This is a genomic window from Paraburkholderia sp. UYCP14C (genome assembly GCF_004197395.1).
GTDB lineage: Bacteria > Pseudomonadota > Gammaproteobacteria > Burkholderiales > Burkholderiaceae > Paraburkholderia.
Map to the genome: position 1 here is coordinate 63,063 of NZ_SELS01000024.1, position 22,476 is coordinate 85,538.

General features: G+C 63.7%; 21 protein-coding genes. 12 read left to right on the forward strand and 9 right to left on the reverse strand.

Annotation, left to right across the window (positions count from 1 at the left end; translation table 11 throughout):
• The first annotated feature begins 129 nt into the window (after positions 1 to 129).
• The gene (gene ilvB / locus EVC45_RS22335) at positions 130 to 1,995 is read left to right on the forward strand and encodes a biosynthetic-type acetolactate synthase large subunit (RefSeq protein ID WP_129960411.1); all 1,866 of its coding nucleotides are present in this window, start codon (positions 130 to 132) and stop codon (positions 1,993 to 1,995) included.
• 93 nt (positions 1,996 to 2,088) lie between these two features.
• On the opposite strand, the gene EVC45_RS22340 is transcribed toward ilvB, so the two are convergent.
• From EVC45_RS22340 to EVC45_RS22350, 3 genes are all read right to left on the reverse strand, one after another.
• Entirely contained in the window at positions 2,089 to 2,553 is a 465-nt protein-coding gene (locus EVC45_RS22340; protein ID WP_129960412.1) for a RidA family protein, read from the reverse strand.
• Positions 2,554 to 2,693: 140 nt separating this feature from the next.
• Entirely contained in the window at positions 2,694 to 3,401 is a 708-nt protein-coding gene (locus tag EVC45_RS22345) for an SDR family NAD(P)-dependent oxidoreductase (RefSeq protein ID WP_129960413.1), read from the reverse strand.
• 153 nt (positions 3,402 to 3,554) lie between these two features.
• Entirely contained in the window at positions 3,555 to 4,247 is a 693-nt protein-coding gene (locus EVC45_RS22350) for an NnrU family protein (protein ID WP_129960414.1), read from the reverse strand.
• A 231-nt stretch (positions 4,248 to 4,478) separates the two neighbouring features.
• Between EVC45_RS22350 and EVC45_RS22355 the strand changes: the two genes are divergently transcribed.
• The 6 genes from EVC45_RS22355 to EVC45_RS22380 all read left to right on the forward strand — a co-directional run bounded on the left by EVC45_RS22355 (position 4,479) and on the right by EVC45_RS22380 (position 9,912).
• Positions 4,479 to 4,814, forward strand: a complete 336-nt coding sequence (locus EVC45_RS22355) for a hypothetical protein (RefSeq protein WP_129960459.1) — start codon at positions 4,479 to 4,481, stop codon at positions 4,812 to 4,814.
• Positions 4,815 to 5,010: 196 nt separating this feature from the next.
• Positions 5,011 to 5,727, forward strand: a complete 717-nt coding sequence (locus tag EVC45_RS22360; RefSeq protein WP_129960415.1) for a response regulator transcription factor — start codon at positions 5,011 to 5,013, stop codon at positions 5,725 to 5,727.
• A 742-nt stretch (positions 5,728 to 6,469) separates the two neighbouring features.
• Positions 6,470 to 7,249 (forward strand): response regulator transcription factor, encoded by a 780-nt coding sequence (locus EVC45_RS22365; RefSeq protein WP_129960416.1) that lies wholly within the window; start codon positions 6,470 to 6,472, stop codon positions 7,247 to 7,249.
• A gap of 319 nt (positions 7,250 to 7,568) precedes the next feature.
• Positions 7,569 to 8,639 (forward strand): DNA-binding protein, encoded by a 1,071-nt coding sequence (locus EVC45_RS22370; RefSeq protein ID WP_129960417.1) that lies wholly within the window; start codon positions 7,569 to 7,571, stop codon positions 8,637 to 8,639.
• 138 nt (positions 8,640 to 8,777) lie between these two features.
• Positions 8,778 to 9,461 carry an FMN-dependent NADH-azoreductase gene (locus EVC45_RS22375; protein WP_129960418.1) on the forward strand — a complete coding sequence of 228 codons (684 nt, stop codon included), beginning with the start codon at positions 8,778 to 8,780 and terminating at the stop codon, positions 9,459 to 9,461.
• A 4-nt stretch (positions 9,462 to 9,465) separates the two neighbouring features.
• On the forward strand, positions 9,466 to 9,912 hold the full coding sequence (locus EVC45_RS22380; RefSeq protein WP_129960419.1) for a cupin domain-containing protein: 447 nt from the start codon (positions 9,466 to 9,468) through the stop codon (positions 9,910 to 9,912).
• A gap of 72 nt (positions 9,913 to 9,984) precedes the next feature.
• Here the strand turns inward: EVC45_RS22380 and EVC45_RS22385 are convergent, their stop codons facing one another.
• Positions 9,985 to 10,392 carry a hypothetical protein gene (locus EVC45_RS22385; RefSeq protein ID WP_129960420.1) on the reverse strand — a complete coding sequence of 136 codons (408 nt, stop codon included), beginning with the start codon at positions 10,390 to 10,392 and terminating at the stop codon, positions 9,985 to 9,987.
• A gap of 296 nt (positions 10,393 to 10,688) precedes the next feature.
• Here EVC45_RS22385 and EVC45_RS22390 point away from each other — a divergent pair, with 296 nt between their 5' ends.
• Entirely contained in the window at positions 10,689 to 12,041 is a 1,353-nt protein-coding gene (locus tag EVC45_RS22390; protein WP_129960421.1) for an MFS transporter, read from the forward strand.
• A gap of 87 nt (positions 12,042 to 12,128) precedes the next feature.
• On the opposite strand, the gene EVC45_RS22395 is transcribed toward EVC45_RS22390, so the two are convergent.
• A complete protein-coding gene (locus tag EVC45_RS22395) occupies positions 12,129 to 14,657 on the reverse strand; it encodes a penicillin-binding protein 1A (protein WP_129960422.1) in 2,529 nt (842 codons plus the stop codon).
• A gap of 133 nt (positions 14,658 to 14,790) precedes the next feature.
• Between EVC45_RS22395 and fabV the strand changes: the two genes are divergently transcribed.
• Entirely contained in the window at positions 14,791 to 15,987 is a 1,197-nt protein-coding gene (gene fabV, locus EVC45_RS22400) for an enoyl-ACP reductase FabV (RefSeq protein ID WP_129960423.1), read from the forward strand.
• 83 nt (positions 15,988 to 16,070) lie between these two features.
• On the opposite strand, the gene EVC45_RS22405 is transcribed toward fabV, so the two are convergent.
• From EVC45_RS22405 to EVC45_RS22415, 3 genes are all read right to left on the reverse strand, one after another.
• Positions 16,071 to 16,415 carry a hypothetical protein gene (locus tag EVC45_RS22405; protein ID WP_129960424.1) on the reverse strand — a complete coding sequence of 115 codons (345 nt, stop codon included), beginning with the start codon at positions 16,413 to 16,415 and terminating at the stop codon, positions 16,071 to 16,073.
• 130 nt (positions 16,416 to 16,545) lie between these two features.
• Positions 16,546 to 17,169 carry a glutathione S-transferase family protein gene (locus EVC45_RS22410; RefSeq protein ID WP_129960425.1) on the reverse strand — a complete coding sequence of 208 codons (624 nt, stop codon included), beginning with the start codon at positions 17,167 to 17,169 and terminating at the stop codon, positions 16,546 to 16,548.
• Positions 17,170 to 17,253: 84 nt separating this feature from the next.
• Positions 17,254 to 18,153 carry a LysR family transcriptional regulator gene (locus tag EVC45_RS22415; RefSeq protein ID WP_129960426.1) on the reverse strand — a complete coding sequence of 300 codons (900 nt, stop codon included), beginning with the start codon at positions 18,151 to 18,153 and terminating at the stop codon, positions 17,254 to 17,256.
• Positions 18,154 to 18,247: 94 nt separating this feature from the next.
• Here EVC45_RS22415 and tam point away from each other — a divergent pair, with 94 nt between their 5' ends.
• The 3 genes from tam (at position 18,248) to EVC45_RS22430 (ending at position 20,790) form a co-directional block, all read left to right on the forward strand.
• Positions 18,248 to 19,045 (forward strand): trans-aconitate 2-methyltransferase, encoded by a 798-nt coding sequence (gene tam, locus EVC45_RS22420; RefSeq protein ID WP_129960427.1) that lies wholly within the window; start codon positions 18,248 to 18,250, stop codon positions 19,043 to 19,045.
• Positions 19,046 to 19,295: 250 nt separating this feature from the next.
• On the forward strand, positions 19,296 to 19,661 hold the full coding sequence (locus tag EVC45_RS22425) for a hypothetical protein (RefSeq protein WP_129960428.1): 366 nt from the start codon (positions 19,296 to 19,298) through the stop codon (positions 19,659 to 19,661).
• 193 nt (positions 19,662 to 19,854) lie between these two features.
• Positions 19,855 to 20,790: a LysR substrate-binding domain-containing protein gene (locus tag EVC45_RS22430; RefSeq protein WP_129960429.1), complete on the forward strand. Its 936-nt coding sequence runs from the start codon at positions 19,855 to 19,857 to the stop codon at positions 20,788 to 20,790.
• A 15-nt stretch (positions 20,791 to 20,805) separates the two neighbouring features.
• On the opposite strand, the gene EVC45_RS22435 is transcribed toward EVC45_RS22430, so the two are convergent.
• Positions 20,806 to 22,467, reverse strand: coding sequence for a GMC family oxidoreductase (locus EVC45_RS22435; protein ID WP_129960430.1), 1,662 nt, complete (start codon positions 22,465 to 22,467; stop codon positions 20,806 to 20,808).
• Between the last annotated feature and the right edge of the window lie 9 nt (positions 22,468 to 22,476).

A 22,476-nucleotide genomic window follows, 5' to 3' on the forward strand; every position in this document is an offset into this window, starting at 1 on the left:
CGTCATGGACCGCCACACCGATTGATGTCCCGGATGCGCGCCATCATGTCCCAGGGATGAACCATTTATCCGCGCAAGCCGCGTCCATTGTCGTCAGAATTTGAAGGACCAGTTCCACGCGAGTCAGTTATGAGCAAAACCCCGAAAATTGCCGTGCAGGAAATTCAGAAGTCACCGTTTGCCGGTGAATCGTTGTCGGGTGCCGACATCATCTTGCGCGTGCTCAGCGAACAGGGCGTCGATACGGTGTTCGGCTATAGCGGCGGCGCAATCCTGCCGACCTACGACGCGGTGTTCCGTTTCAACGAACTGCATGCGGACGATCCGGCGCGGCAGATCAACCTCGTCGTACCCGCCAACGAACAGGCCGCGGGCTTCATGGCGGCGGGCTATGCGCGCGCGAGCGGCAAGGTGGGCGTTTTCATGGTCACGTCCGGCCCTGGCGCGACCAACGCGGTGACGCCGATCGCCGACTGCAACGGCGATTCGGTGCCGGTCGTGCTGATCTGCGGACAGGTGCCGCGCGGCGCGATCGGCAGCGATGCGTTTCAGGAAGCGCCGGTGTTCAACATCATGTCGGCGTGCGCGAAGCAGGTGTTTCTCGTCACCGATCCGGACAAGCTCGAACAGACGCTGCGCACCGCATTCGAAGTCGCACGCACCGGGCGGCCCGGTCCCGTCGTCGTGGATGTGCCGAAAGACATCCAGAACTGGACCGGCACGTGGCAAGGGCAGGGTACGCTCGCGTTTCGCGGCTACTCGGATCGTCTTCGCAAGGTGGCCAAAGGCGCGCATCTCGACGAGCGCAAGCGCGGCGAGTTTTTCGAGCTGCTCGCGCAAAGCCGGCGTCCGCTGCTGTATGTCGGCGGCGGCATCATCACGGCGGGCGCCACGGCGGAACTACGCCAGTTCGCCGAGCGCTACCGGATCCCGGTGGTGCACACGCTGATGGGTCTCGGCACGATCTCGGTGAAACACGAACTGGGCCTCGGCATGCTCGGCATGCACGGGGCAGCGTGTGCGAACTATGCGGTGGAAGACTGCGATTTTCTGATCGCGGTGGGCGCGCGGTTCGACGACCGGGTCGCCGGCGGCCGCCCGCACGCGTTTGCGCCGCGAGCACGCTACGTCGCGCACATCGATATCGACGAAGCGGAAATCAACAAGGTGAAGCGCGCGCACTGGACCCATGTGGGCGACGCGAAGGATGCGTTGCTGTCGTTGATGGAGCACGATGCGCAGTTCGAGGCGCCGTCGGCGTGGGTCGAGCACATCGCCGAACTGAAGCGGCGTTACGGCATGAACTACGACCGCAACAGCGAGCTGATCCAGCCGCAGTTGGTGGTCGAAAAGTTGAGCGAGATCACCGGCGGCCGGGCCATAGTGACCACCGGCGTCGGTCAGCACCAGATGTGGGCCGCGCAGTTCTTCGACTTCGTCGAGCCGCGCAGCTTTCTGAGCTCGGGCAGCATGGGGACGATGGGGTTCGGGCTGCCCGCCGCGATCGGCGCGCAGATCGGGCGCCCGGATGCCCTCGTGATCGACATCGATGGCGACGGCAGCATGCGCATGAATATCGGCGACCTGGAAACGGCGACTACCTATGGCGTTCCTGTCAAAGTGCTGCTGCTCAACAACGTCGGTGACGGGATGATCCGGCAGTGGCAACGTCTCTTTTACGACGGACGCCTGTGCGTGAGCGACAAGTCGCTTCATCGGAAGGACTTCGTGATGGCGGCGCAGGCCGATGGGTTCGAGTTCGCGCAGCGCGTCGAATCGCTCGCGGAACTGGAAGGGAAACTGAGGGCCTTTGTCGAATTCGCTGGACCGGCGTTCCTCGAAGTCATGATCGACCAGAACGCCGATGTGTTTCCAATGGTCGGGCCGGGACAAAGCTACGCGCAGATGATCACCGGGCCTTTCATCCCGTCTCGCGATGAGCGGGAAGCCGGGGGCACGCACGCGGTGCGTCAGGCGGCGTCGGATATGTTCTAAATGAAGTGAGCCGGCCCACCGCCGGCTCATGAACCCGTTCGAGCCGCGCGGCGCGAAGCGGGAAGGGCATGGGCCACGCGTGGCGCGCGCCGATCAGGCGGGTACGATCTCGGCGATGACGACGATCACGACGGCGGCGTTGGCCGGGCCCTGGCTATGCGAGAACGCCGAGCGCGCATGTCCCGCCTTGTCGCCGAGCACGGCGGCGAACAGGTCCGAAGCGCCGTCGACCACAGCGGGCTGATCGAAGAACCCATCGGCGGAACTGACGTGCCCCTCGACGCGAACGATGTGATGCAGACGCTCGAAACCGCCGAGATGACGCGAGATCTGCGCGAGTGCGTTGAGCGCGGCGAGTTGGGCAGCCTTGCGGCCCTGTTCGAGCGTCAAGGTGTCGCCGACACGCCCCGTATAAGCCATCTTGCCGTTGGACAGCGGCACCTGCCCCGAGACGAAGAGCAGGTTCCCGGTTTCGCTGACGGCCGTATAGCTGCCCAGCGGTTGCGGCGGAGTGGGCAGTTCGAGACCGAGTTCGGCGAGTTTCTGTTGAACGGACATGGTGAGCTCCTTGAGTGTGGTGTCGAGCGCGTGAATCGGATCACGCGCGCAATGTGCGGAGACCCGCACCGACGGTGAATCGCGTCGTGGGTGCGGGTGGGGTTCGACTTGCCGGTCGTGCAGGGCAGGCGCTAGACCATTTAATTGCCGGCGCTCTGGCCGCCGTCCACGTGCAGGATCTCGCCGGTCACGAACGGTGCCGAGTCGAGGTAGAGGATCGCGTTGACGATGTCGCTCATGTCGCCCATGTGGCCGACCGGATGCATCGCGCCGAGCGTCGCGTGCGATTCGGCCGGATGCATCGGCGACTTGATGATGCCGGGCGACACAGCGTTGGCGCGGATACCGGCGCGTGCATATTCGATCGCGAGCGAACGCGTCGCGGCATTCAGACCGCCCTTCGTCAGCGACGCGAGTACCGACGGAACCTTGCTGTTCGCCTTGTCGGCGAGCGTGGTGGTGATGTTCACCACGTGACCGCTGCCGTGCTTCTGCATCGCGTCGATCGCGTACTGGGTGATGTAAAAGAAGCCGTTCAGGTTGACGTTCAGGATTGCCGCGTAGTCTTCGGCGGTGTACTGCGTGAAGGGCTTCGCGATGAAGATGCCCGCGTTGTTGACGAGCGTATCGACACGGCCGAAGTGCTCGATGGCGGCGTCGACGACGCGGCGCGCGGTCGCGGCGTCGCCGATGTCGCCGGCCACGGCGACGTAGTCTGCCTCGGCGGCCGGTGCGATCGAGCGAGCCGTGGCGACGACGCGATGACCCTGCGCGCGGAACGCTTTGCCGGTTTCTGCGCCAATGCCTTGCGATGCGCCGGTGACGATGACGACTTTGGAAGTGCTCATGGTTTGTCTCACAGTGTGATTGATCCGGCCTGCCGGCCGTTCGAATCGATGGACCCGATGCAGCGCACTGTAGGCGCAACCGCCGCGAATTCGAACACACACCGTGGACAAAGAGTCTTGCGTCACGAGAACAAATCTCGTGGCATCGGCCGCCTAGAGCCAGCGCCAGATGCCGGCCGGCACGCCGGCGAGCGGGATATGAGCCCAGCTCGCCACCAGCCAGAAAACCACGCCGCTTGCCAGCGCGTGCATGCCGAACCCGCCCAGCCGCGCGCGGCCGGCGGCGATCGCCGCGAACGGCAGATAGCTCGTCTTCGACTCCCATGCGGGCCACAGCTCGGGTTGCAGCTGCCGCTTCTTGCGGTCCTGCAACGCGGCACCGACCAGCGCGAGGACGACGATCGCGCCGGCAAGCACGATGTTGCGGGTGACCGGGAACAACGCGATATGACAAAGACCCCATAGCGCGAACGACCACATCATCGGGTGACGTGTGACCGCGTACACGCCGTGCGCCGCGTCGGGAAACGCGGCGGACCGGCCGACGCTGGGCAGCGCGGGGTTGCGGATCAGCGAGCCCATCAGAAGGATCGATGCGATCAGCATAATCACGGTCACGACCGCCCACAGCGCGGCGCCTGCCGGCCATAGCGGCGCGGAAACGGGCGTCCTGTCGTAAGCCATCACCATCCAGCCGAATGTCAGTATCGCAATCAGCGAATAGATGCCCATGGCTCCCCGTTCGCCGACTGCATGGACCATCCCCGCGCGCAACGGATGGGACAGAAGAAAGTGGCTGCCGACAAAAGCGAATGCCGCTACGACAAGTGTGTCGATGCTATCCATTGGCCCGGCTCCTCAAGTCAGATGATCGGTCGAACAGGTGCACTGCAGAATACTATGTCGCGTGCCGCATCGAGCGCGGCGAGCGTCGCGCGGTTTCGATTGCCGCGTACCGGCGCCCGGCACGGGTTACAAACCTTTACACGGCCTGCCGACGGGACATCAGTCGTCCCTCGTTAAAGAGAGTAGGTGATCGAACGATCGCCGAAACCAACTTTACAAGGGAGAGAGATCATGTTGAGGCGGAAGACTCTTATTGGCAGTCTCATCGTCGCAGCCGTCGGAACACTCGCCATCGGATCGACCGCGCAGGCGGGGCAGTGGGCGGCGAACCATCCCCGGCGCGTCGAAGTGAACAACCGCCTTGCCAACCAGAACAACCGCATCCATCGAGACGTTCAGGACGGGCAGATGTCCAGAGGCGAAGCCCGCAATCTGCATCGCGACGACCGGCAAATCCGGCAGGAGGAGCGCGATATGGCGTCGCAGGATTACAGCCATCTGACGCGTGCCGATCAACGCGCGTTGAATCAGCAGGAAAACCAGGTTAGCCGGCGGATCGCCCAGTAGCTTTCGTTAGGGTTCCGATCGACCCACGCGCGCTCGGGACCGGGCTTGCCAACCGCTGCCGAAGGGTGACCGACACGCGCTCGGTCGCCTTCGACGCAATAAATTAAACGCCTCAGGTATTTGGTCGAAAAAACGAGGGATCGCAGAATGTGAAGGTAAACGTTGAGCAAATAGCCCGCCGATAGTTATCATACAAATGTCCAATTTCGATGAGATCGACAGCATGGATGCGTTCGTTATTCGAGTGATACTTGCCGATGATCATCCTGTCATGCTCAGCGGTATCGAGCATGAGTTTTCAAATGTAAAAACGATCCAGCTGGTAGGAACAGCGAGGAATTCGACTGAATTGATCGCGCTTCTCGCCAGCACGCCATGCGACGTTGTCGTATCCGATTACGCAATGCCTGCGGGCGAATACGGTGATGGAATCGCGCTGTTCTCGCTGATCAAGCGTCGCTATCCCGAGATCCGGATCGTGGTTCTAACCATGCTGGACAACCCCGCCGTGGTACGCGCGCTCGTGACGCAAGGCGTAACGTGCATCGTGAGCAAATCCGATGCTGCTGGCCACCTGATCCCCGCCGTTCATGCCGTTCATAGCGGCGGCAAATACTATTCGCCAACGATCAACCAGATCGTCCAGTCGATTGACTGGAACCGCCGGGGCAGGGGCACAACGGACGTGCTGAGTCAGCGCGAATCCGAAGTCGTGCGTCTTTTTGCATCCGGGCTGACTGTGAACGAAATTGCCGAGAGGTTGAGTCGCAGCAAGAAAACCATCAGCACCCAGAAATCGAAGGCGATGGAAAAACTGGGCATTGAACGGGAAGTCGATCTGTATCGATATGCGTTGGAAAATGGACTGGTGACTTCGTCGCAGAAGACTTCGGACAGTTCCTCCACGGAATAAACGCGGGAACCGAGCCTGCGCTTTCAAAAGACATTCAATAAGCAATGCTCTTATCGGATGGCTGAAGTCTTGTGGATCTGCCTTCCGTCGTTGACCGGACAGTCGCAATGACGAACGTAGGCGTTGACAGATTCTCAACTTACTCCACGTCCAACACAAAGATCTGGACTGAATGACCGTGACTGTCCGGCACTTGTAGCGACCGCACGCTGGCTGTTCACGACCACGCCCGTCGATCCGCCATTTTCTCTGAATTTTCTCACTTATCGGACTGCGCCTATTACTGATGGGATGCAGCGTAGCTAAAGTCTTGCCCTTTCATTGTCAATAGGACAGAACACAAGAAGCACGAAGTCGCTCTTTGGCAATTTCTGTCACAAGGGAGCAGGGCAGCGGAAACGAATGACAGGCATCGATCGCACGGATGCTTGAGCGGGCCGTGCAGGGTAGTCGACAGGTGCGGCATCACCGCGTACGCGCCTATGACCTGGGGGCTTTGCGGCTCATTTTGGTCACCGGGTTGCGGCAGACGAAACATGTGTTGCTCGAGCCTTGAGATAGGGCGATTCAGGCTTGATCGCTGGCGCTAGCGAGCGCAGCAACGTCCCCGCGGGACAGCACTGGTGATTCGCGCCGAAGAGTTTTGCCTGCATGCCCGTCGTGCTTCTCGAAATCTGTCCTGACGCCCCATTTCGAATGGCGTTTCCAACGCCGCCAATTACCACTACTACGGAAGCCGACTATGACCTCAACCAGAATTCGCGTAATGCTTGCAGACGATCATCCCGTGATTCTCGAAGGCGTGAGATACGAACTGGAACGAAGCAGCACGATCTCGGTCGTCGGGACGGCAAAAAATTCGACCGAACTCATGGACGCGCTGGCCAACTCGCCTTGCGACGTGCTGGTCTCGGACTACGTGATGCCCGGCGGACGTTATGGCGACGGGCTGGGACTTTTCGCTTCCATTCGTGAGCACTATCCCAACGTGCGGCTAGTGGTACTGAGCATGATGGAAAATCCGGCGGTTCTGCGCCTGCTCATGAAGGGAGGGCATTGCTGTATTTTCAGCAAGGCTGATCCGATTGGTAACCTGACGGTGGCGGTACATGCCGCGTACGCGAATGGCCGCTATCTGTCGCCCCGCATCGCGGCGATCTCGGATGCGATCAAACCGGGTGCGCGCGGCAGCTCGGTCGGGTCCCCATTGACCCGGCGTGAACTGGAGGTCGTACGCCTGTTTGTTTCCGGGATGACCGTGACGGAAATTGCAGAGCTGTTGCGTCGTAGTAAAAAGACGATTAGCACGCAAAAGAGCTCGGCAATGCTCAAACTGAGTATCGAGCGAGACGCGGACCTGGTGCGCTATGGAATGGAAAACGGGTTGGTGTCGGCCGCGGAGCCGGCCACTTCGGAGTACCGCCCGACGAGTGAGTTTTCGGCTTCACCCCTGAATCAGCGTCAGCATGATCAGAGTGCCGAGTTTCCTGACGACGCTGCCGGCCTTGGGCTGCGCCGTTGATGCCGATTCGGGCGCTCGCGATTCACAAATCATCTGTCGCGATCCCGCACGCGATCGCGGTCACATTACATCGATCACTGCGCCTGCAATCCGCGGGCGTTTCCTTGTCGCAGGTCGCGAGAAGCCGAGTTTTTGGATTTGAGTGCCGCGATGTCGCGGGTGGCGGCCGCTGGAAAAGACTCAGTTCCCGAGTGAAAGCCGAAAAATCACCAACACGACATTATAGTACTAATGTCGTGTATCAGAATTAGATATGTAGCATATTTAGCGTTTTACGTTGTATTATCAACATACCCCAGTTTCCCACGGCCGCTTCCACATGACCCTCGAAGCCGACATCGAAATCGCCCGCGAAAACGCGCCCGACACGCAAACGCTCTATCGCGAGGTGTGCGCGCTGCTGTTTTTCCGCTACGGCGAAACGCCGACGGCGAACCGCCTGTACCAGCTGGTGCGCAAAGGCAGCATGAGCGCCCCGGCCAAAGCGTTGCGCGAATTCTGGACCGACGTGCGTGACAAGACGCGCGTCGACGTCGGCCGGCCGGATTTGCCGCCCGAGGTCGCAGCGGCCGCCGGCGAGTTCGCCGCCCAGCTGTGGCGTCAGTCGAGCGATGCCGCGAACGCTGCGCTCGACGTGTTCAGGCAGGACGCGGACGCGCAAATCGCCGCGGCGCGAGCGCTGGCCGAGCAACAGCACACGCAGCGTCAGGCAGCCGTCGAGAAAGCCGAACGGGCGGCGAACGAAGCCGCGACTTTGTACTCGCGGATTGCCGGCCTGGACGCCCGCATCGTCGAGTTGCAGACCGCGAACGACATGCTGACGGCGCAACTGGCGACATCGAAGGAAGAAATCGCGTCAGGAGCCGCCGCGCTCGCCGATGCCCGGCGCGATTTCGCCGACGAACTGGCGAAGCTGCGCCGCTCACACGAGCAGAACGAGCAGCGCCTCGCCGCGGCGGAAAAGCGCGCATTGCTCGAAATCGACAGTGAACGGGCCGCGGCGCAACGTCTGCGCAAGGAGCTTCAGGCGAGTCAGGAGCGGACGGCGACGCTCGAAGCCGAATCGCGTACCGAGCGCGACGCGCTGCGCGACGAGTTGGCCACATCGAAAGCGGAACTGGCCGCCTCCTCTGCGCGGCATGCCGCGACCCAGGGGCAACTCGCGCAAAAGGATGCGTTGCTGGCTGAACGCGTGGCGGCGACCGAACAGTTGCGCCAACGTATCGACACGCTGTCGCGGCAGATCGAGACGGCGCGAACAGAAAAAGCCTCCGCGCGCCCTGCCCGCCGTGCCCGCGAAAAATCACCGGTGCCGGGCCGCGCACCGGCGGGCTTCTCCGGCGCACCGTTCGTCAAACGTTCGGGCAATGCCAAGCCACGCGAAGGCTAAGGGTCACCTGCGTCCCAGCATGCCACCGTCCGAACCACAAAAAGTGGTTACCCCGAATTCTCCAAAACCGGTTATTCCACCAAACCAGTCGACCGTCTAACCTGATCTCACGTTAAACCCACCGCAAGGACGGACAACATGAAGATCATGCACGTCGACGCCAGCGCGAAGCGCGAGCGATCGAATTCCCGCGCGCTCGCCCGCTACTTTCTCGAGCGTCTGCACGAACAACGCGTCGAGTTCGAGGTCGACTATCTGGACGTAACGGTCGACACACCGCCGCACGTCACCGAAGCGTTCGCGATCGCCACCTACACGGCCGCGCACGAGCGCACGGCGGCGATGCAGGCGACGCTGGCGTTGTCGGATGCGCTGTGCGCGCGCCTGCTGGCCGCCGACGCGCTGGTGTTCGCAATGCCGATGTACAACTGGTCGATGCCGTCGGCGTTCAAGGCGTTCATCGATAGCGTCACGCGAACCGGCGTGACCTACCTGAACGCGGAGGACGGCAGCATCGTCGGGCAACTGGGCCGGCACAAGGTGTTGTTCATCACGAGCCGCGGCGCGGATTTGCGCGCGGGCTCGCCGTACGAATCGATGGATGCGCTGACGCCGGCATTGAAGGCCGCATTCGGTTTTCTGGGCGTTGCCGCGCCGACGTTCGTCGATGCGCAGCCGCTGCAGTTCGCCAATCCCGAAGCGCGGGCGGCGGCGCTCGAAAGGGCGCGCGGAGAGTTGGCCGCGGTCGCGGCGCGGTGGGCAGAGGGCGCGCCCGCGGCAAATCACGAAGCCGAGGCGCTGTGCCCGGCTGACGCGGAGTGACGCGATGAACACGATCCGCACACTGTTCGCGTCGGCGTTGCTCGCCGGCGCCGCGCTCACCGGCGCGTCATCGCCCGTCTATGCCGCCGAAACCGGCGAGGCGAGCGCAGCCCCGCATGAAACCATCACCCCCGCCTTCGCCGTGCCGATCGCGAACGTACCGGGCAAGACGATGACCGCGCTCGTCGTCGACTATGCGCCGGGCGGCAAATCGGCGCCGCATCGGCACGGCCAGGCGTTCGTGGTGGGGTATGTGCTGTCGGGCGCGATCCGCAGCCGTGTCGATAACGGCGCCGAGCGCGTCTACCATGCCGGCGAATCGTGGACCGAGAAGCCCGGCGCGCATCACATGGTCAGCGAGAACGCCAGCACGACCGAGCCGGCAAAACTGCTCGCGATTTTCGTCGCGGATACGAACGACCAGCACCTGGTGACGTTCGATAAAAAGTAATCGCCAGCGGGCGGCGGCACTCGCCGGCCGCCCGCATCGATGCAAGTGCAACGAGCCGCGGGCAACGCTGCATCAGAACCGCGGATGACACTCGAAATTGATCGACGATCCGTGCTCGGTCATCGCGCTGACGCCGCTGACCGTCTCCGTATTCACGCTGCTTTGCATGCCGCGACGGTCGCAGTAGTCGCGCGCTTCGTTCATCGCGAGTTCATGCGCGCGCGCCCAGGCCATGCGTCCTCCGGTCGCGCTGGCGGCGACCGTGTAGCTGCCGGGCTTGCCGCTCTCAATCACATCCGTGCTCGACGCGCAGCCGACGAGACTCGCGCACGCGAGCGCCACCGCGGCCGCCCCGCGCATGCGCGTGAGGAGCGGCGCCCTCTTCCTTTCTGAACTTTCCATTCGTGCGACGGACGCGATTTCGCGTACCGGTGCCGATTTGCGCGCTTCGGCAAGATTGTCCGAACCCTGATTCGACATCGTGGAACACCTGCATTTTTAACTGATTAGTCAGGCAGTCATTATCCGGAATCGTTCGCGCAAGATCAGCCGATACAACCGAAAACACTGTTGCACGAGCCTTAACAATGAACGCGTGTGCCCCGCCGCGACGACGTCGGCAATGAGCGGACCACATGGTTCACAAAAGAACTTCCGGAAACGCTTCCAAGCGTTTAGTCTGTAGCGATGCCCGTTCGACGGACAGGCATATGGAACCGCAGACGAACCCCACAACATAGCGGCATACACCGGTCGCCGAACCGGAGGAGACATCAATGGATCTCGAAGCACGTACCCTGCACCGCGTCACGATGCGGCTGATACCGTTCCTGATGCTGTGCTATTTCATCGCCTATCTCGATCGCGTGAACGTCGGCTTTGCGGCCTTGCAGATGAACAAGGCGCTCGATCTGTCCGCGAGCGCGTTCGGCTTCGGCGCGGGCGTGTTCTTTATCGCTTACTTCTTTTTCGAAGTGCCGTCGAATCTGCTGCTCGAACGCTTCGGCGCGCGCCGCTGGATCGCCCGGATCATGTTCACGTGGGGCATTCTCGCGGGGGCGATGGCGTTCATCCCGGACATCTCGCGCTTCACCGGGCTTTCGCCCGCGCACGTGTTTTTCGGCCTGCGCATTCTGCTCGGCGTCGCCGAGGCCGGCTTTTTCCCGGGCATCATCTTTCTGCTGACCCTGTGGTTTCCCGCCGCGTACCGCGGACGCGTGGTCGGCTATTTCATGGCGGCGATTCCGCTGTCGACGGTGATCGGCGGACCGATCTCCGGCGCGCTGCTGTCGCTCGACGGGCGCGGCGGACTCGGCGGCTGGCAGTGGCTGTATCTGATCGAGGCGGCGCCCGCGATCCTGCTGTCGTTCGCGGTGCTGTTCTATCTGACCGACAAGCCCGCCGACGCCACCTGGCTCAGCACCGAGGAGCGCGACTGGCTGATCGCGCGCCAGAAGCAGGAGCGTGAGCATCGCGAGGCGGTGCGCCATTTCAGCGTGAAGGAAGCGCTGATCAATCCGCGCGTGCTCGCGATCGCGCTGATCTATTTCGGGGCGAACGCGACCAACTACGGCCTGAGCTTCTTCCTGCCGCAGATCGTGAAGTCGTTCGGCCTCACCAACCTGCAGACGGGTTTCGTGACGTCGCTGCCGTACGTGGTCGGCCTCTTCAGCATGATTCTGTGGGGACGGCATTCGGATCGCCACCTCGAACGCCGCTGGCACGTCGCGATCGCGCTGTTCGTCGCGGCGGGCGGCATCGCGGCCGCGGCCGGGCTCGACAATCCGGTGCAGAAGATGATCGCGCTGTCGATTGCCGGCTTCGGCATCTTCGGTTGCCTGCCGGTGATCTGGACCTTGCCGGCCGCGTTTTTGTCGGGCGCGGCGGCCGCGGGCGGCATCGCCGCGATCAATTCGCTCGGCAATCTGGCGGGCTTCTTCGGTCCGTTCGCGATGGGCTGGATCAAGGACAGCACCGGCGGCTTCGGCGCCGGGCTGCTCTGCCTCGCGGGCGCGGGGCTCATTGGGATGGCGGCGGTATTGCTGCTGCATCACGACACGTCGCTCGAGACCACGCATGGGAATCCGCATGCACGGCCGCCGGGTGACGCGGGCGTCGCGCGGTACTAGCCCCTCTGCCTCAGCCGGTTCTCACCCAGTTCTTACCCAGTTCTCACCCAGTTCGACACGCACCCGGGCAGCGCGCCCGGGTCGCCTTCAGTTCGCCCCGCTCCCGTTATTCGACCCCTCGCCGCTCTGACCGCCCGCGTCGGGCGGCGTGACGTCGTCCGGCGTCGGAGTCGGCGCGAGCGCTGCGGCACCGCCGCCGTGCGTTTCACCGTCGACGGAATTGCCGGGCGCCGGCGCGGGAGTCAATTCCAGGCCCGGCGCCGGCAGGATCGGCGGCAATCCGCGCGCTTCACCCTGGAGCGGGGACGCTTCCGCTGCCTGTGACGCGGCCGCCGCCGCTGCGGACGGTGGTGAAGGCGTCGCCGGCTGCGCCGGTGCCGCCGGCGCGCGCCGCACCGGCGCATGGGCGACGACCCGCTTGTCCGGCTGCGCGGGCGTGAACAGTTGCCCGAACCAGTCGCGCAAGCGTTCCGCGTGCTCCGCGAACCAGCCCGGCTGCTGCACGGTATCGAACTTCACGTGGCTGTCGACGAGCCGTGAGCGCTGCGCGCGCTGGAAGAAATCGCCGACGATCGGCAGCGCGCTATGCGCACCCTGCCCCCAGTAATCGCTGCGCAGCGTGACGCGGCTGTCGTTGAAGCCGACCCACGCGCCCGCCACCAGTTGCGGCTGGATCAGGATGAACCAGCCATCGGCATTGCCCTGGGTCGTGCCGGTCTTGCCCGCGACGTCGCCGCGCACGCCGAAGCGCGTGCGGATGCTCGCGCCGGTGCCGCGGCTGACCACGTCGCGCATCACGTCGACGAGCGTGCGCGCCGTGTCGGCGGGCAACTCGCGCCTCGGCGTGGCCGGCCTGAATTCGGCGAGCACGTTGCCGTTGCGGTCCTCGATGCGCGTGACCATCAGCGGCTCGACATAGTCGCCGAGGTTCGCGATCGTGCCATACGCCGACACCATTTCCTTCAGCGTCACCGGGCTCGTGCCGAGCGCGAGCGACGGCACCGGGTCGAGCTGGCTGTCGCGCACGCCCATCGCGCGCGCGAGCTTGACGACCTTGTTGGGGCCGACCGACTCCATCACCTGCGCGGTGATGCGGTTGCGCGAATACGCGAGCGCGTCGCGCAGAGTGATCATGCGGCCGCTCGGCTCGTCCTCGTCGTTCGGCTTCCAGATTTCGCCGCCGGCGAGTTCGATCTGGACCGGATTGTCGGGCAGCTTGTCATCCGGCTTCGCGCCGGCCTCGAAGGCCGCCGCGTAGACGAACGGTTTGAACGTCGAGCCCGGCTGACGGCGCGCCTGCTGCACGTGATCGAACGGATCAACGGTAAAGTCGCGGCTGCCGACCCACGCCTTGATCTCGCCGGTGCGCGGGTCCATCGCGAGGAAGTCGGCCTGCACGCGGGTCTTCGTGTCGCACACGCTCTGCACCAGCTTGCGATCGGCGAGCAGGCGTTTGAGCGCGTCGTCGTCGGACAGGCCCGCGTCTTTGGCCGCGCGGAAGTCGGGCGTTTCGCGCAGGAACGTGCGCAGCAGGTCCTTATCCGCCGAGCAGCCCGCGCGCGTGCCCCACGCCGAGTTGGCGATGCCCTGCAACTGGTTGCCCTGCAGCGTGACGGCCTGGGTCGCCATCGTTTGCAGGCGCGAATCGATCGTCGTGCGCACGACGAGCCCATCGGAATAGATGTTGTAGTCATTGCGATCGGCCCACGCGACGAGCCATTTGCGCAACTGCTGCGTGAAGTGCGGCGCGGGTCCGGGCGGCTCGACCTGGCGCTCGAAGTAGAGACGCAGCGGCTTGCGGCTCAGGATGTCGTACTGGGCAGGCGTCAGCTTGCCGTACTTGACCATCTGCCCGAGCACCGTATTGCGCCGCAGCAACGCGCGCTCCGGGTTCAGCACCGGGTTGTAGTACGCATTGCCCTTCAGCATGCCGGTCAGCGTGGCCGCTTCGAGCACGTTCAGTTCGGCCGCGGATTTGTCGAAATAGGTGCGCGCGGCCATCTCGATGCCGTACGCGTTGTACAGGAACGGCACCGTATTCAGGTAGGTTTCGAGGATCTCGTCCTTGGTGTAAAACGCCTCGATCTTCAGCGCGGTGATCGCTTCCTTCAGCTTGCGCGTCAGGGTCGGCGCACGGCCGATTTCGTCGGGATACAGATTGCGCGCGAGCTGCTGCGTGATCGTCGAGCCGCCCTGGCGCTCGCCGGAAAACGTGTGCAGCGCCGCCGACGCGGTGCGCCGCCAGTCGAGCCCGAAATGCTGATAGAAGCGGTGATCCTCGGTCGCGATCAGCGCGTTGACGACGGTCGGCGAGATGTCGTTCAGCTTGACCCACTCGCGGTTCGACGGCTTGAACTCGGCGAGCAGCTTGCCGTCGGCGGAAACAATCTGCGCGGGTTGCTCGATCTTCGCGCGGCGGATGTCGCCGATGCTCGGCGTGAACGGAATCAGCAGCAGCACGTACAGCACGAACAGTACCGGCAGCGCGGCGAGCCCCCACGCGAACGTGCGGCGGGTCGGGTGGCGCAGATGCCACGCGGCCTTCGCGAATAGCGGGTTCGCGAGGGTCAGCCCTTTGTCGAGGGCCGCCAGAAAGGAGGAAAAGAGGCGCTTCACGTGCTGTCGTCGGCTGGGAAAGGCGCAATCGTACCAAGATGTGGGGAGTGCGCCGATTTTTGCTTGATTCGCCGATGGCGTTGGGCTCCGGCGGGGCCACTATAATGTCGCCAATTCCGACAAGAGGTGCTTCATGATCATCAAACCGCGTGTGCGTGGCTTCATCTGTGTATCGACCCATCCGACCGGCTGCGAAGCCAACGTCAAGGAACAGATCGAGTATGTGAAGGCACGCGGCCCCATCGCCAACGGCCCGAAAAAGGTGCTCGTGATCGGCGCGTCGACCGGCTACGGCCTCGCCGCGCGCATCAGCGCCGCGTTCGGCTCGGGCGCGTCGACCCTCGGCGTGTTCTTCGAGCGCGCCGGCAGCGAAACCAAGGCCGGCACGGCCGGCTGGTACAACACCGCGGCGTTCGAGAAATTCGCCACCGCCGAAGGCCTGTACGCGACCAGCATCAACGGCGACGCGTTCTCCGACGAAGTGAAGGCGCGCACCATCGAAGTCATCAAGCGCGATCTCGGCCAGGTCGATCTGGTCGTCTATAGCCTCGCGGCGCCGAAGCGCCAGCACCCGAAGACCGGTGAAGTGTTCAGCTCGGTACTGAAGCCGATCGGCAAGTCGGTCAACCTGCGCGGCATCGACACCGACAAGGAAGTGATCAAGGAAACCGTGCTCGAACCGGCGACGCCGGAAGAAATCGCGCAGACGGTCGCGGTGATGGGCGGCGAGGACTGGCAGATGTGGATGGACGCACTCGGCGAAGCGGGCGTGCTCGCCGACGGCGCGAAGACCACCGCGTTCACCTACCTCGGCGAGAAGATCACCCACGACATCTACTGGAACGGCTCGATCGGCGCGGCCAAGAAGGATCTCGACCAGAAGGTGCTCGGCATCCGTGAAAAGCTCGCGGCCAAGGGCGGCGACGCACGCGTCGCGGTGCTGAAGGCGGTCGTCACGCAGGCGAGCTCGGCGATTCCGATGATGCCGCTCTATCTGTCGCTGCTGTTCAAGGTGATGAAGGAGAAAGGCACGCACGAAGGCTGCATCGAGCAGGTCTACGGCCTGTACAAGGACAGTCTCTATGGCAGCCAGCCGCATCTGGACGACGAAGGCCGTCTGCGCGCGGACTACAAGGAGCTCGACCCGCAGGTGCAAGGCCGCGTGCAGGACCTGTGGAATCAGGTGACCAACGACAACATCTACGAACTCACCGATTTCGCCGGCTACAAGACCGATTTCCTGCGTCTGTTCGGCTTCGAAATGAAGGGCGTCGACTACGACGTGGACGTCAATCCGGACGTGCAGATTCCGAATCTCGTGCAGGTTTGATCTGCCGGGGGGCGGGCCCGCTTCGCGAGTTCGCCCCTGGTGTTGCCCCCCGCCTGACTCCCTCCCCTCGCTCCTTCAACACCTCAGCACGGATACGTGCCCTGCAACGCGCGCAGAATCGCGAGCCCGATCGGGAAATCGTCGGAAATGCCCGGATGGTTCGCAAAGAACGCATCGAGCATCGGATAAACCGTCTGATTGCCGATCGCGAGCGTTTCCGGCGGACAGTACAGCGGCTTCTGTTTCCTCGAGATCAGATCGCCGTTCGCCCAGCCGAACGCGTTGATCGTGCCGGTGATGTACGCCGCGTAGATCGAGTTGTTGTCGACATGCGCCCATTTTTTGTATTGGGCGGCCGTCATCTCGGCGCTCGCGTTCAGAGTGAAGCATGCCGTCAGCAAAGCCAGCGCGAATTTCGTTACCCGCATTTTTGGACCTTCAATGTCGCTAAATGGCCGCCATTGTAGGCGACACAGGGTGCACTGCGCAGAAGCGCCTGCGCGCTCCGAATCGTAAGCATCGACGACGGTTTTTTGTAAGCCCCGAGCGTATCGACGTTCAGGGCGTGCCGTTGCGGCAATACTTGCGATAGCCGTCGCGCCCGGCGAGGCGCGCCATATACGCGGCCAGCGCCGGAAAATCATCGTGCTGCTGCGGCGTTTCGAGCCAGCGGTTCGTCGACAGCGCGATCGGAATATCGGCAAGCGAAAACGCGTCGCCCGCGATATACGCGCCGGTGCGCGCGAGTTGCCGCTCGACGATCGCCATATGCTTCGACCAGTTCGCGCACGACGCGGCGATCTGCCGTGGGTCCTGATGCTCGGGCGAGTGCCGCACGAGCGCGAGAAACGCATAGCTCCACGAGCGGTTCAATTCGCTCGCCTGCCAGTCGATCCATTGATCGCAACGCGCGCGTTCGAGCGGATCGGCCGGATACAGCCCGTCGCCGCGATAGCGATTCGCGAGGTAACGGATGATCGAGTTCGATTCCCACAGCACGAAGTCGCCGTCGCGAATCACGGGGACCATCGCGTTCGGGTTCAGCGCGCGGAATTCGGCGACATCGGTCGAGCGAAAGCCCGAGCCCCAGTCTTCCTGTTCGAACGCAAGCTCAAGTTCCGCGCAGGTCCACAGCACCTTGCGCACGTTGATCGAGGTGGTCTTGCCGAGTATCTGCAGCATGGATCGTCGTGGATCGCGTGGGTTGAACGGGTTGAAGGAATAAAACCTGGAAGCCTGCCAGTTTGCCTTGCGCGCGGCGCGCCGTCATCCGGATTTCAACGTCGCCTGCTCGCGGATCATGTCGTACAGCGCCTGCGCGGCCGGCGACAACTGCGCGGTCTTGCGCGCGACGAGCACCAGCGTGCGCGACACGGTGGGCTGCGTGAGCTCGACGGTGCGCACGCTGGGATAGGCGCCCTTCTGCAGCGCGAGCGCGGGCACCACGGCCGCGCCGACGCGTTGCGCGACGAGCCCGAGCGCGGTCGAGCTGCGCTGCACCTCGTAGAACGAGCGCAACGCGATTTCGCTCGATTCCAACGCGACGTCGAGCAGCGCGCGGTTGCCGCTGACCTCGCCGGCGAAAATCAGCGGGAACGCCTGCAACTGGCGCCATGCGATGCGCCGCCGCTTCGCGAGCGGATGGTCTTCGTGACAGATCAGCACGTAGCGGTCTTCGGTGAGCGGCACGCTGGCGAGCTCGGGATGATGTTCGCGGGCGATGTTGATGCCGAACTCGACCTCACGGCGCAACACGGCCTCCTCCACCGCCGACGACGCGTGATCGAGAATCTTGATGCGATTGTGCGGATAGCGCGCCGAGTACGCCTGCAGGATGCGCGGCAGATACTGCACGCCGACGGTCGGCACGCACGCGATCGACACGTCGCCGCGCCGCGCGATACCCGTTTCGCGAATCTCGACGAGCGCGTCGGCCAGCTCGCCGAGCAGCCGGCGCGCCTGCGGCAGAAAATTGCGGCCGATTTCGGTCAGCGCCATCGAACGCGTGGTGCGCTCGATCAGCGTGACGCCGAGATAGGTTTCGAGCTTGCGCAGCCGCTGGGTGATCGCCGTTTGCGTCACGTGCAGCGAATCCGCTGCGCTCTGGAAGCTGCCGCGATCGGCAATCGCGACGAAGGCCTGTACGCCGAGCGTGTCGATTTTCATTAGAAAAATGAAGCAATCGGAATCATAAATTCATTTTACTCTGCCCCGTCAGCGACCGAGAATGGCCGCAACGAACCCCGCGAAGGAGCAGAAGATGACCGACAAAACCACCAACGAGCACAGCGATTGGTACGCGAAGCAGTACATGCTGTTCGAGAACGAGCGCACGCGGCCGGTTCGCGATCTGCTCGCGGCGGTGCCGTTGGACGGCGCGCGGCTCGCGGTCGATATCGGCTGCGGGCCCGGCAACTCGACCGAGGTGCTGGCCGAGCGTGTGCCGGGCGCGTCGGTGAGCGGCATCGACAGTTCCGCTGACATGATCGCGGCGGCCCGTCGGCGGCTGCCGCAATTCCGTTTCGATATCAGCGACGTGTCGACGTGGGACGCGCGCGGCCCCTTCGACATGATCCTCGCGAACGCGGTGCTGCAATGGGTGCCGGACCACGAGCGGCTGTTCCCCGCGCTGGTGGCGAAACTTGCCACGGGCGGCAGCCTCGCCGTGCAGATGCCCGTCAATCTGGACGAACCGGCGCACCGGTTGCTGCGCGAAATCGCCGTCGACGGGCCCTGGGCGCCGAAGCTGAAAGGGGTCGAGCGCACCATGCGCCACGACGCGAGCTGGTACTACGCGCTGCTCAAGCCGCTGTGCGCGCGCGTCGACGTGTGGCGCACGGTCTATCACCACCCGCTCGCGGGCGCCGACGCGGTGGTCGAATGGTTCAAGGGCAGCGCGCTGCGGCCGTTTCTCGTCGCGCTCGACCACGCCGAACGCGGCGCGTTCTTGCAGCGCTATCGCGACGAAATCGCCAAAGCCTACCCGGCGCTCGCCGATGGCACGGTGCTGCTGCCGTTTCCGCGGCTTTTCATCGTCGCGACGCGCGGCGAGCACTGAGGCCGCACCGGGAACTGCTGCCGGCCGGTAAATACCGGCGCGGGCGGTCATGCACGGGTGGTCCTGGGGGCGATCAGGTCGCCCCCGCACCGCGCGGATGCATCGCCCGAAAACCCGTTTGTGGCGGTACCGCACGCTAGGGTAGGTCAGGAATTGCCGCCCGGGAATTCCGCATGCTAATGTTTGTAAAAAGCGGAGGACGGCGATTGCCGGCCTCACCGGGAAGCCATTTACCGCAGCGAGCGTCGCCATGAGTGATGTACGCCAACATCTGAGTCCCCGTGACCGCCTGGAGCTGTTGTGCTGGCTCACATGCGGAAGCCTCGGCGCTTATTATCTGAACGAAGACTGGCCCGACGCGGCGTTTCACGTGCAGGCCGCGCACAAGTGGCTCGACCGCCGCGCGCGCGAAGCCGACTGGCTGTGCATCGCGAAGCTGTCGGCCACCGCGGTCGAAATCGCGCGGCGCCACGCGCAGTTCGTCGACACCGACTGGGCGCGCGACGCGGTCGAAGAAATTCTCGATACCGACGAACTCGACCCGCAAGCGCGGCTCGTCCGGCAGGTTCTGGCCGACTGCCAGAGCGCGCTGGCCGACAAGCGGATCGCCGATTAGGCGCAGGCTGGTTTTCTTCCTTTTTTTGCAGCGGTTCGGGGGCCAATTTTTGGCCCCTTTTACGTTGTTTCGCGCTGTTCGGCTGCTTGCCCGAATTAATCCGTCGCCGTTGCGAGGCATCAAGCTTCGGGTCGGTAAAATATGCGGCTTCGCCGTCGCGCGTACCTTTCGTCCGAATACCTTGAAACGCAAAATGCCGGCGCTCAACGCGCTGAAAGCCTTCGAAGTGGCTGGCCGCACGGGCAGCTTCACGCGCGCCGCGGAGCTGCTGAACGTCACGCAAAGCGCGGTCAGCCGCCAGGTTCGTCAGCTGGAAGTGCAGCTCGGCGAGACGCTGCTGCTTCGTCACCATCATCATCTGGAGCTGTCGGCGGCCGGGCGCATTCTGCTGCAGGCGTTGCAGCTGTCGTTCGACCGCATCGAGCTGACGGTGCGCGGCCTGCAGGACAAAACCCATCGCAACCGCCTGCGTCTGAATGCGCCGCCCACCTTCACTAGCCGCTGGCTGATGCCGCGCCTCGGACGGCTGCGCGACGCGCATCCGCATCTCGAACTGAGCCTGTCGACGCGGCTCGACGACAAACTCGCCGAGTCGGGCGTGCTCGATTGCGCGATCCGGTTCGGCAACGGCGAATGGGACGGCGTCGACAATCAGTTGCTGATGCATGAGCGGCATATCGCCGTCTGCTCGCCCGCGCTGCTCGCGCGCGAAGCCGGCCATGCGGGCATCGATCTGAACCGGTTCACGCTACTGCACGTGCTCGCAAGCGCCGATCAACGCTATCTGACCTGGCAGCACTGGCTGAAAGCCGCCGGCATCGAGAACGTCGATACGCACGGCGGGTATGAATTCGACCTGCTGGATCACGCGATTCGCGCGGCCATCGACGGCCTCGGCGTGACGATCGCCGATCGCCACATGATCGCGCACGAGCTCGCGACGGGCCAGCTCGTCCAGGTGCTGAACGTCCACGTCGACGGACACCAGTCGTACTGGTTCGTCACGCGCGACAAGCAGGATCCGCTGCCGCACGTTGCACTGTTTCGCGACTGGTTGCGCCAGGAGATCTGGTTGAGCACGCGGGTTCTCGATACGTCGGAGCCCGCGACGCTGGGCGACGCGGAGTGAGGCGGCAGACTGGTGTCAAGCCGCGGCGGCAAGCTCCGCCGTCTTCGCTTCATGCGCGGCCTCGGCCCGCGCGTCTTCGAGAATCATATCGGCGCCCTTCTCCGCGACCATCATCGTCGGCGCGTTGATGTTGCCCGACGTGATGTTCGGGAAGATCGACGCATCGACGACGCGCAATCCCGCCATGCCATGCACGCGCAAACGCGCATCGACGACCGACGTGCGCGGATCGTCGCCCATCGCGCACGACCCGCACAGGTGATAGATCGAACCCGACTGCTCGCGGAAATACTGCAGGAAAGCTTCGCGCGTGTCGACCTGCGGCCCCGGTGAGATTTCCTCGACGGTAATCGCCTGCAACGCCTGCGACGCCATGATCTTGCGCACCAACTCGCAGCCCTGAATGACTTCGTCGATATCCTTCTGCGTGGTCAGCGCGTTGATCCGGATCTTGGCGGCATCTTCCGCACGATTCGAGGCGATCTCGATCGAGCCGCGGCTCGTCGGCCGGCACGGATTGAAGGCCAGCAGAAAACCCGAATACGGCTCGGGTTCGAGATTCGCCTTGCTGCTTTTGGGAATCCGATACGAAAGCGGATTGAAGTAAAGCTGCAGATTCGGTAACGCTTGCTGATCGCTGCCCCTGAAGAAACCGCCCGCCTGGTTCACGCTCATCGCGAGCGGTCCCTTGCGCGTCAGCAGATATTGCAAGCCGAGTTTCAGCTTGCCGAGGAAAGGCCGCATCTCGTCATTCAGCGTCTTCACATTCGAGCGATAGTAGAAGCTCACGCACAGATGGTCCTGCAGATTCTGACCAACCGCCGGCAATTCCTTGACGAGCGTGATGCGGTGCCTCGCGAGCAGCTCGCTCGCGCCGACGCCGGACAGTTGCAGCAGCTTCGGCGAGTCGACCGCACCGGCCGCAAGGATCACTTCGCGATTCGCCATGAACTGCCGCGCGGTGCCGTCTTGCATGACGCTGACGCCAATTGCGCGCTGCTGTCCGTCGAACAGCACGCGCTGCGCGAGCACGCCATGTTCGACGCGCAGATTGCCGCGCGACAGCACCGGATGCAGGTATTCGAAGCTGCTCGACGAACGCTGGCCGTCGCGGGTGTTGACGTCGTAGATGCCGGCGCCTTCGAATTGCGCGCCGTTGAAGTCGTCGCTACGCATGTAGCCAGCCTGGTCGCAGCCCTTCAGGAACACGTGGCAGATCGGATGCACCGCGTCTTTCATCGGCGAAATGCGGATCGGGCCGTCTGCGCCGTGCTGTTCGGTATTGCCGAGCGGATGCGATTCGAGCTTGCGGAAATACGGCAGCACGTGGCGATACGACCAGCCCACGTTGCCGGCCGCGGCCCAATCGTCGAAATCCTGCTGCTGGCCGCGCACGAAGATCATCGCGTTGATCGAGCCCGAGCCGCCCTGCACCTTGCCGCGTGGGCAATAGAGCGAGCGGTTCTGAAGTTCCTTTTCGGGCTCGCTGTAGTACATCCAGTTGTAGGCTTCGTTGTAGTAGGTCTTCGTGAAACCCACCGGAATCCGGAACCAGAACGAGTCGTCCTTGCCGCCCGCTTCGAGCAGCAGCACCGAATGCTGGCCCGACTCCGACAGGCGATTCGCGAGAATGCAGCCCGCCGAACCCGCGCCGACGATGATGTAGTCGTAATTCATGCTGTGTGT

Bases quoted from the DNA above. Each gene is read 5' to 3' on its own strand.
- EVC45_RS22425 (WP_129960428.1), top strand. From the start codon at position 19,296: ATGAGTGATGTACGCCAACATCTGAGTCCCCGTGACCGCCTGGAGCTG.
- EVC45_RS22370 (WP_129960417.1), top strand. From the start codon at position 7,569: ATGACCCTCGAAGCCGACATCGAAATCGCCCGCGAAAACGCGCCCGAC.
- EVC45_RS22345 (WP_129960413.1), bottom strand. From the start codon at position 3,401: ATGAGCACTTCCAAAGTCGTCATCGTCACCGGCGCATCGCAAGGCATT.
- EVC45_RS22405 (WP_129960424.1), bottom strand. From the start codon at position 16,415: ATGCGGGTAACGAAATTCGCGCTGGCTTTGCTGACGGCATGCTTCACT.
- tam (WP_129960427.1), top strand. From the start codon at position 18,248: ATGACCGACAAAACCACCAACGAGCACAGCGATTGGTACGCGAAGCAG.
- EVC45_RS22355 (WP_129960459.1), top strand. From the start codon at position 4,479: ATGTTGAGGCGGAAGACTCTTATTGGCAGTCTCATCGTCGCAGCCGTC.
- EVC45_RS22365 (WP_129960416.1), top strand. From the start codon at position 6,470: ATGACCTCAACCAGAATTCGCGTAATGCTTGCAGACGATCATCCCGTG.
- EVC45_RS22390 (WP_129960421.1), top strand. From the start codon at position 10,689: ATGGATCTCGAAGCACGTACCCTGCACCGCGTCACGATGCGGCTGATA.
- ilvB (WP_129960411.1), top strand. From the start codon at position 130: ATGAGCAAAACCCCGAAAATTGCCGTGCAGGAAATTCAGAAGTCACCG.
- EVC45_RS22435 (WP_129960430.1), bottom strand. From the start codon at position 22,467: ATGAATTACGACTACATCATCGTCGGCGCGGGTTCGGCGGGCTGCATT.
- EVC45_RS22410 (WP_129960425.1), bottom strand. From the start codon at position 17,169: ATGCTGCAGATACTCGGCAAGACCACCTCGATCAACGTGCGCAAGGTG.
- EVC45_RS22430 (WP_129960429.1), top strand. From the start codon at position 19,855: ATGCCGGCGCTCAACGCGCTGAAAGCCTTCGAAGTGGCTGGCCGCACG.
- EVC45_RS22350 (WP_129960414.1), bottom strand. From the start codon at position 4,247: ATGGATAGCATCGACACACTTGTCGTAGCGGCATTCGCTTTTGTCGGC.
- EVC45_RS22380 (WP_129960419.1), top strand. From the start codon at position 9,466: ATGAACACGATCCGCACACTGTTCGCGTCGGCGTTGCTCGCCGGCGCC.
- EVC45_RS22375 (WP_129960418.1), top strand. From the start codon at position 8,778: ATGAAGATCATGCACGTCGACGCCAGCGCGAAGCGCGAGCGATCGAAT.
- EVC45_RS22385 (WP_129960420.1), bottom strand. From the start codon at position 10,392: ATGTCGAATCAGGGTTCGGACAATCTTGCCGAAGCGCGCAAATCGGCA.
- EVC45_RS22360 (WP_129960415.1), top strand. From the start codon at position 5,011: ATGTCCAATTTCGATGAGATCGACAGCATGGATGCGTTCGTTATTCGA.
- EVC45_RS22415 (WP_129960426.1), bottom strand. From the start codon at position 18,153: ATGAAAATCGACACGCTCGGCGTACAGGCCTTCGTCGCGATTGCCGAT.
- fabV (WP_129960423.1), top strand. From the start codon at position 14,791: ATGATCATCAAACCGCGTGTGCGTGGCTTCATCTGTGTATCGACCCAT.
- EVC45_RS22340 (WP_129960412.1), bottom strand. From the start codon at position 2,553: ATGTCCGTTCAACAGAAACTCGCCGAACTCGGTCTCGAACTGCCCACT.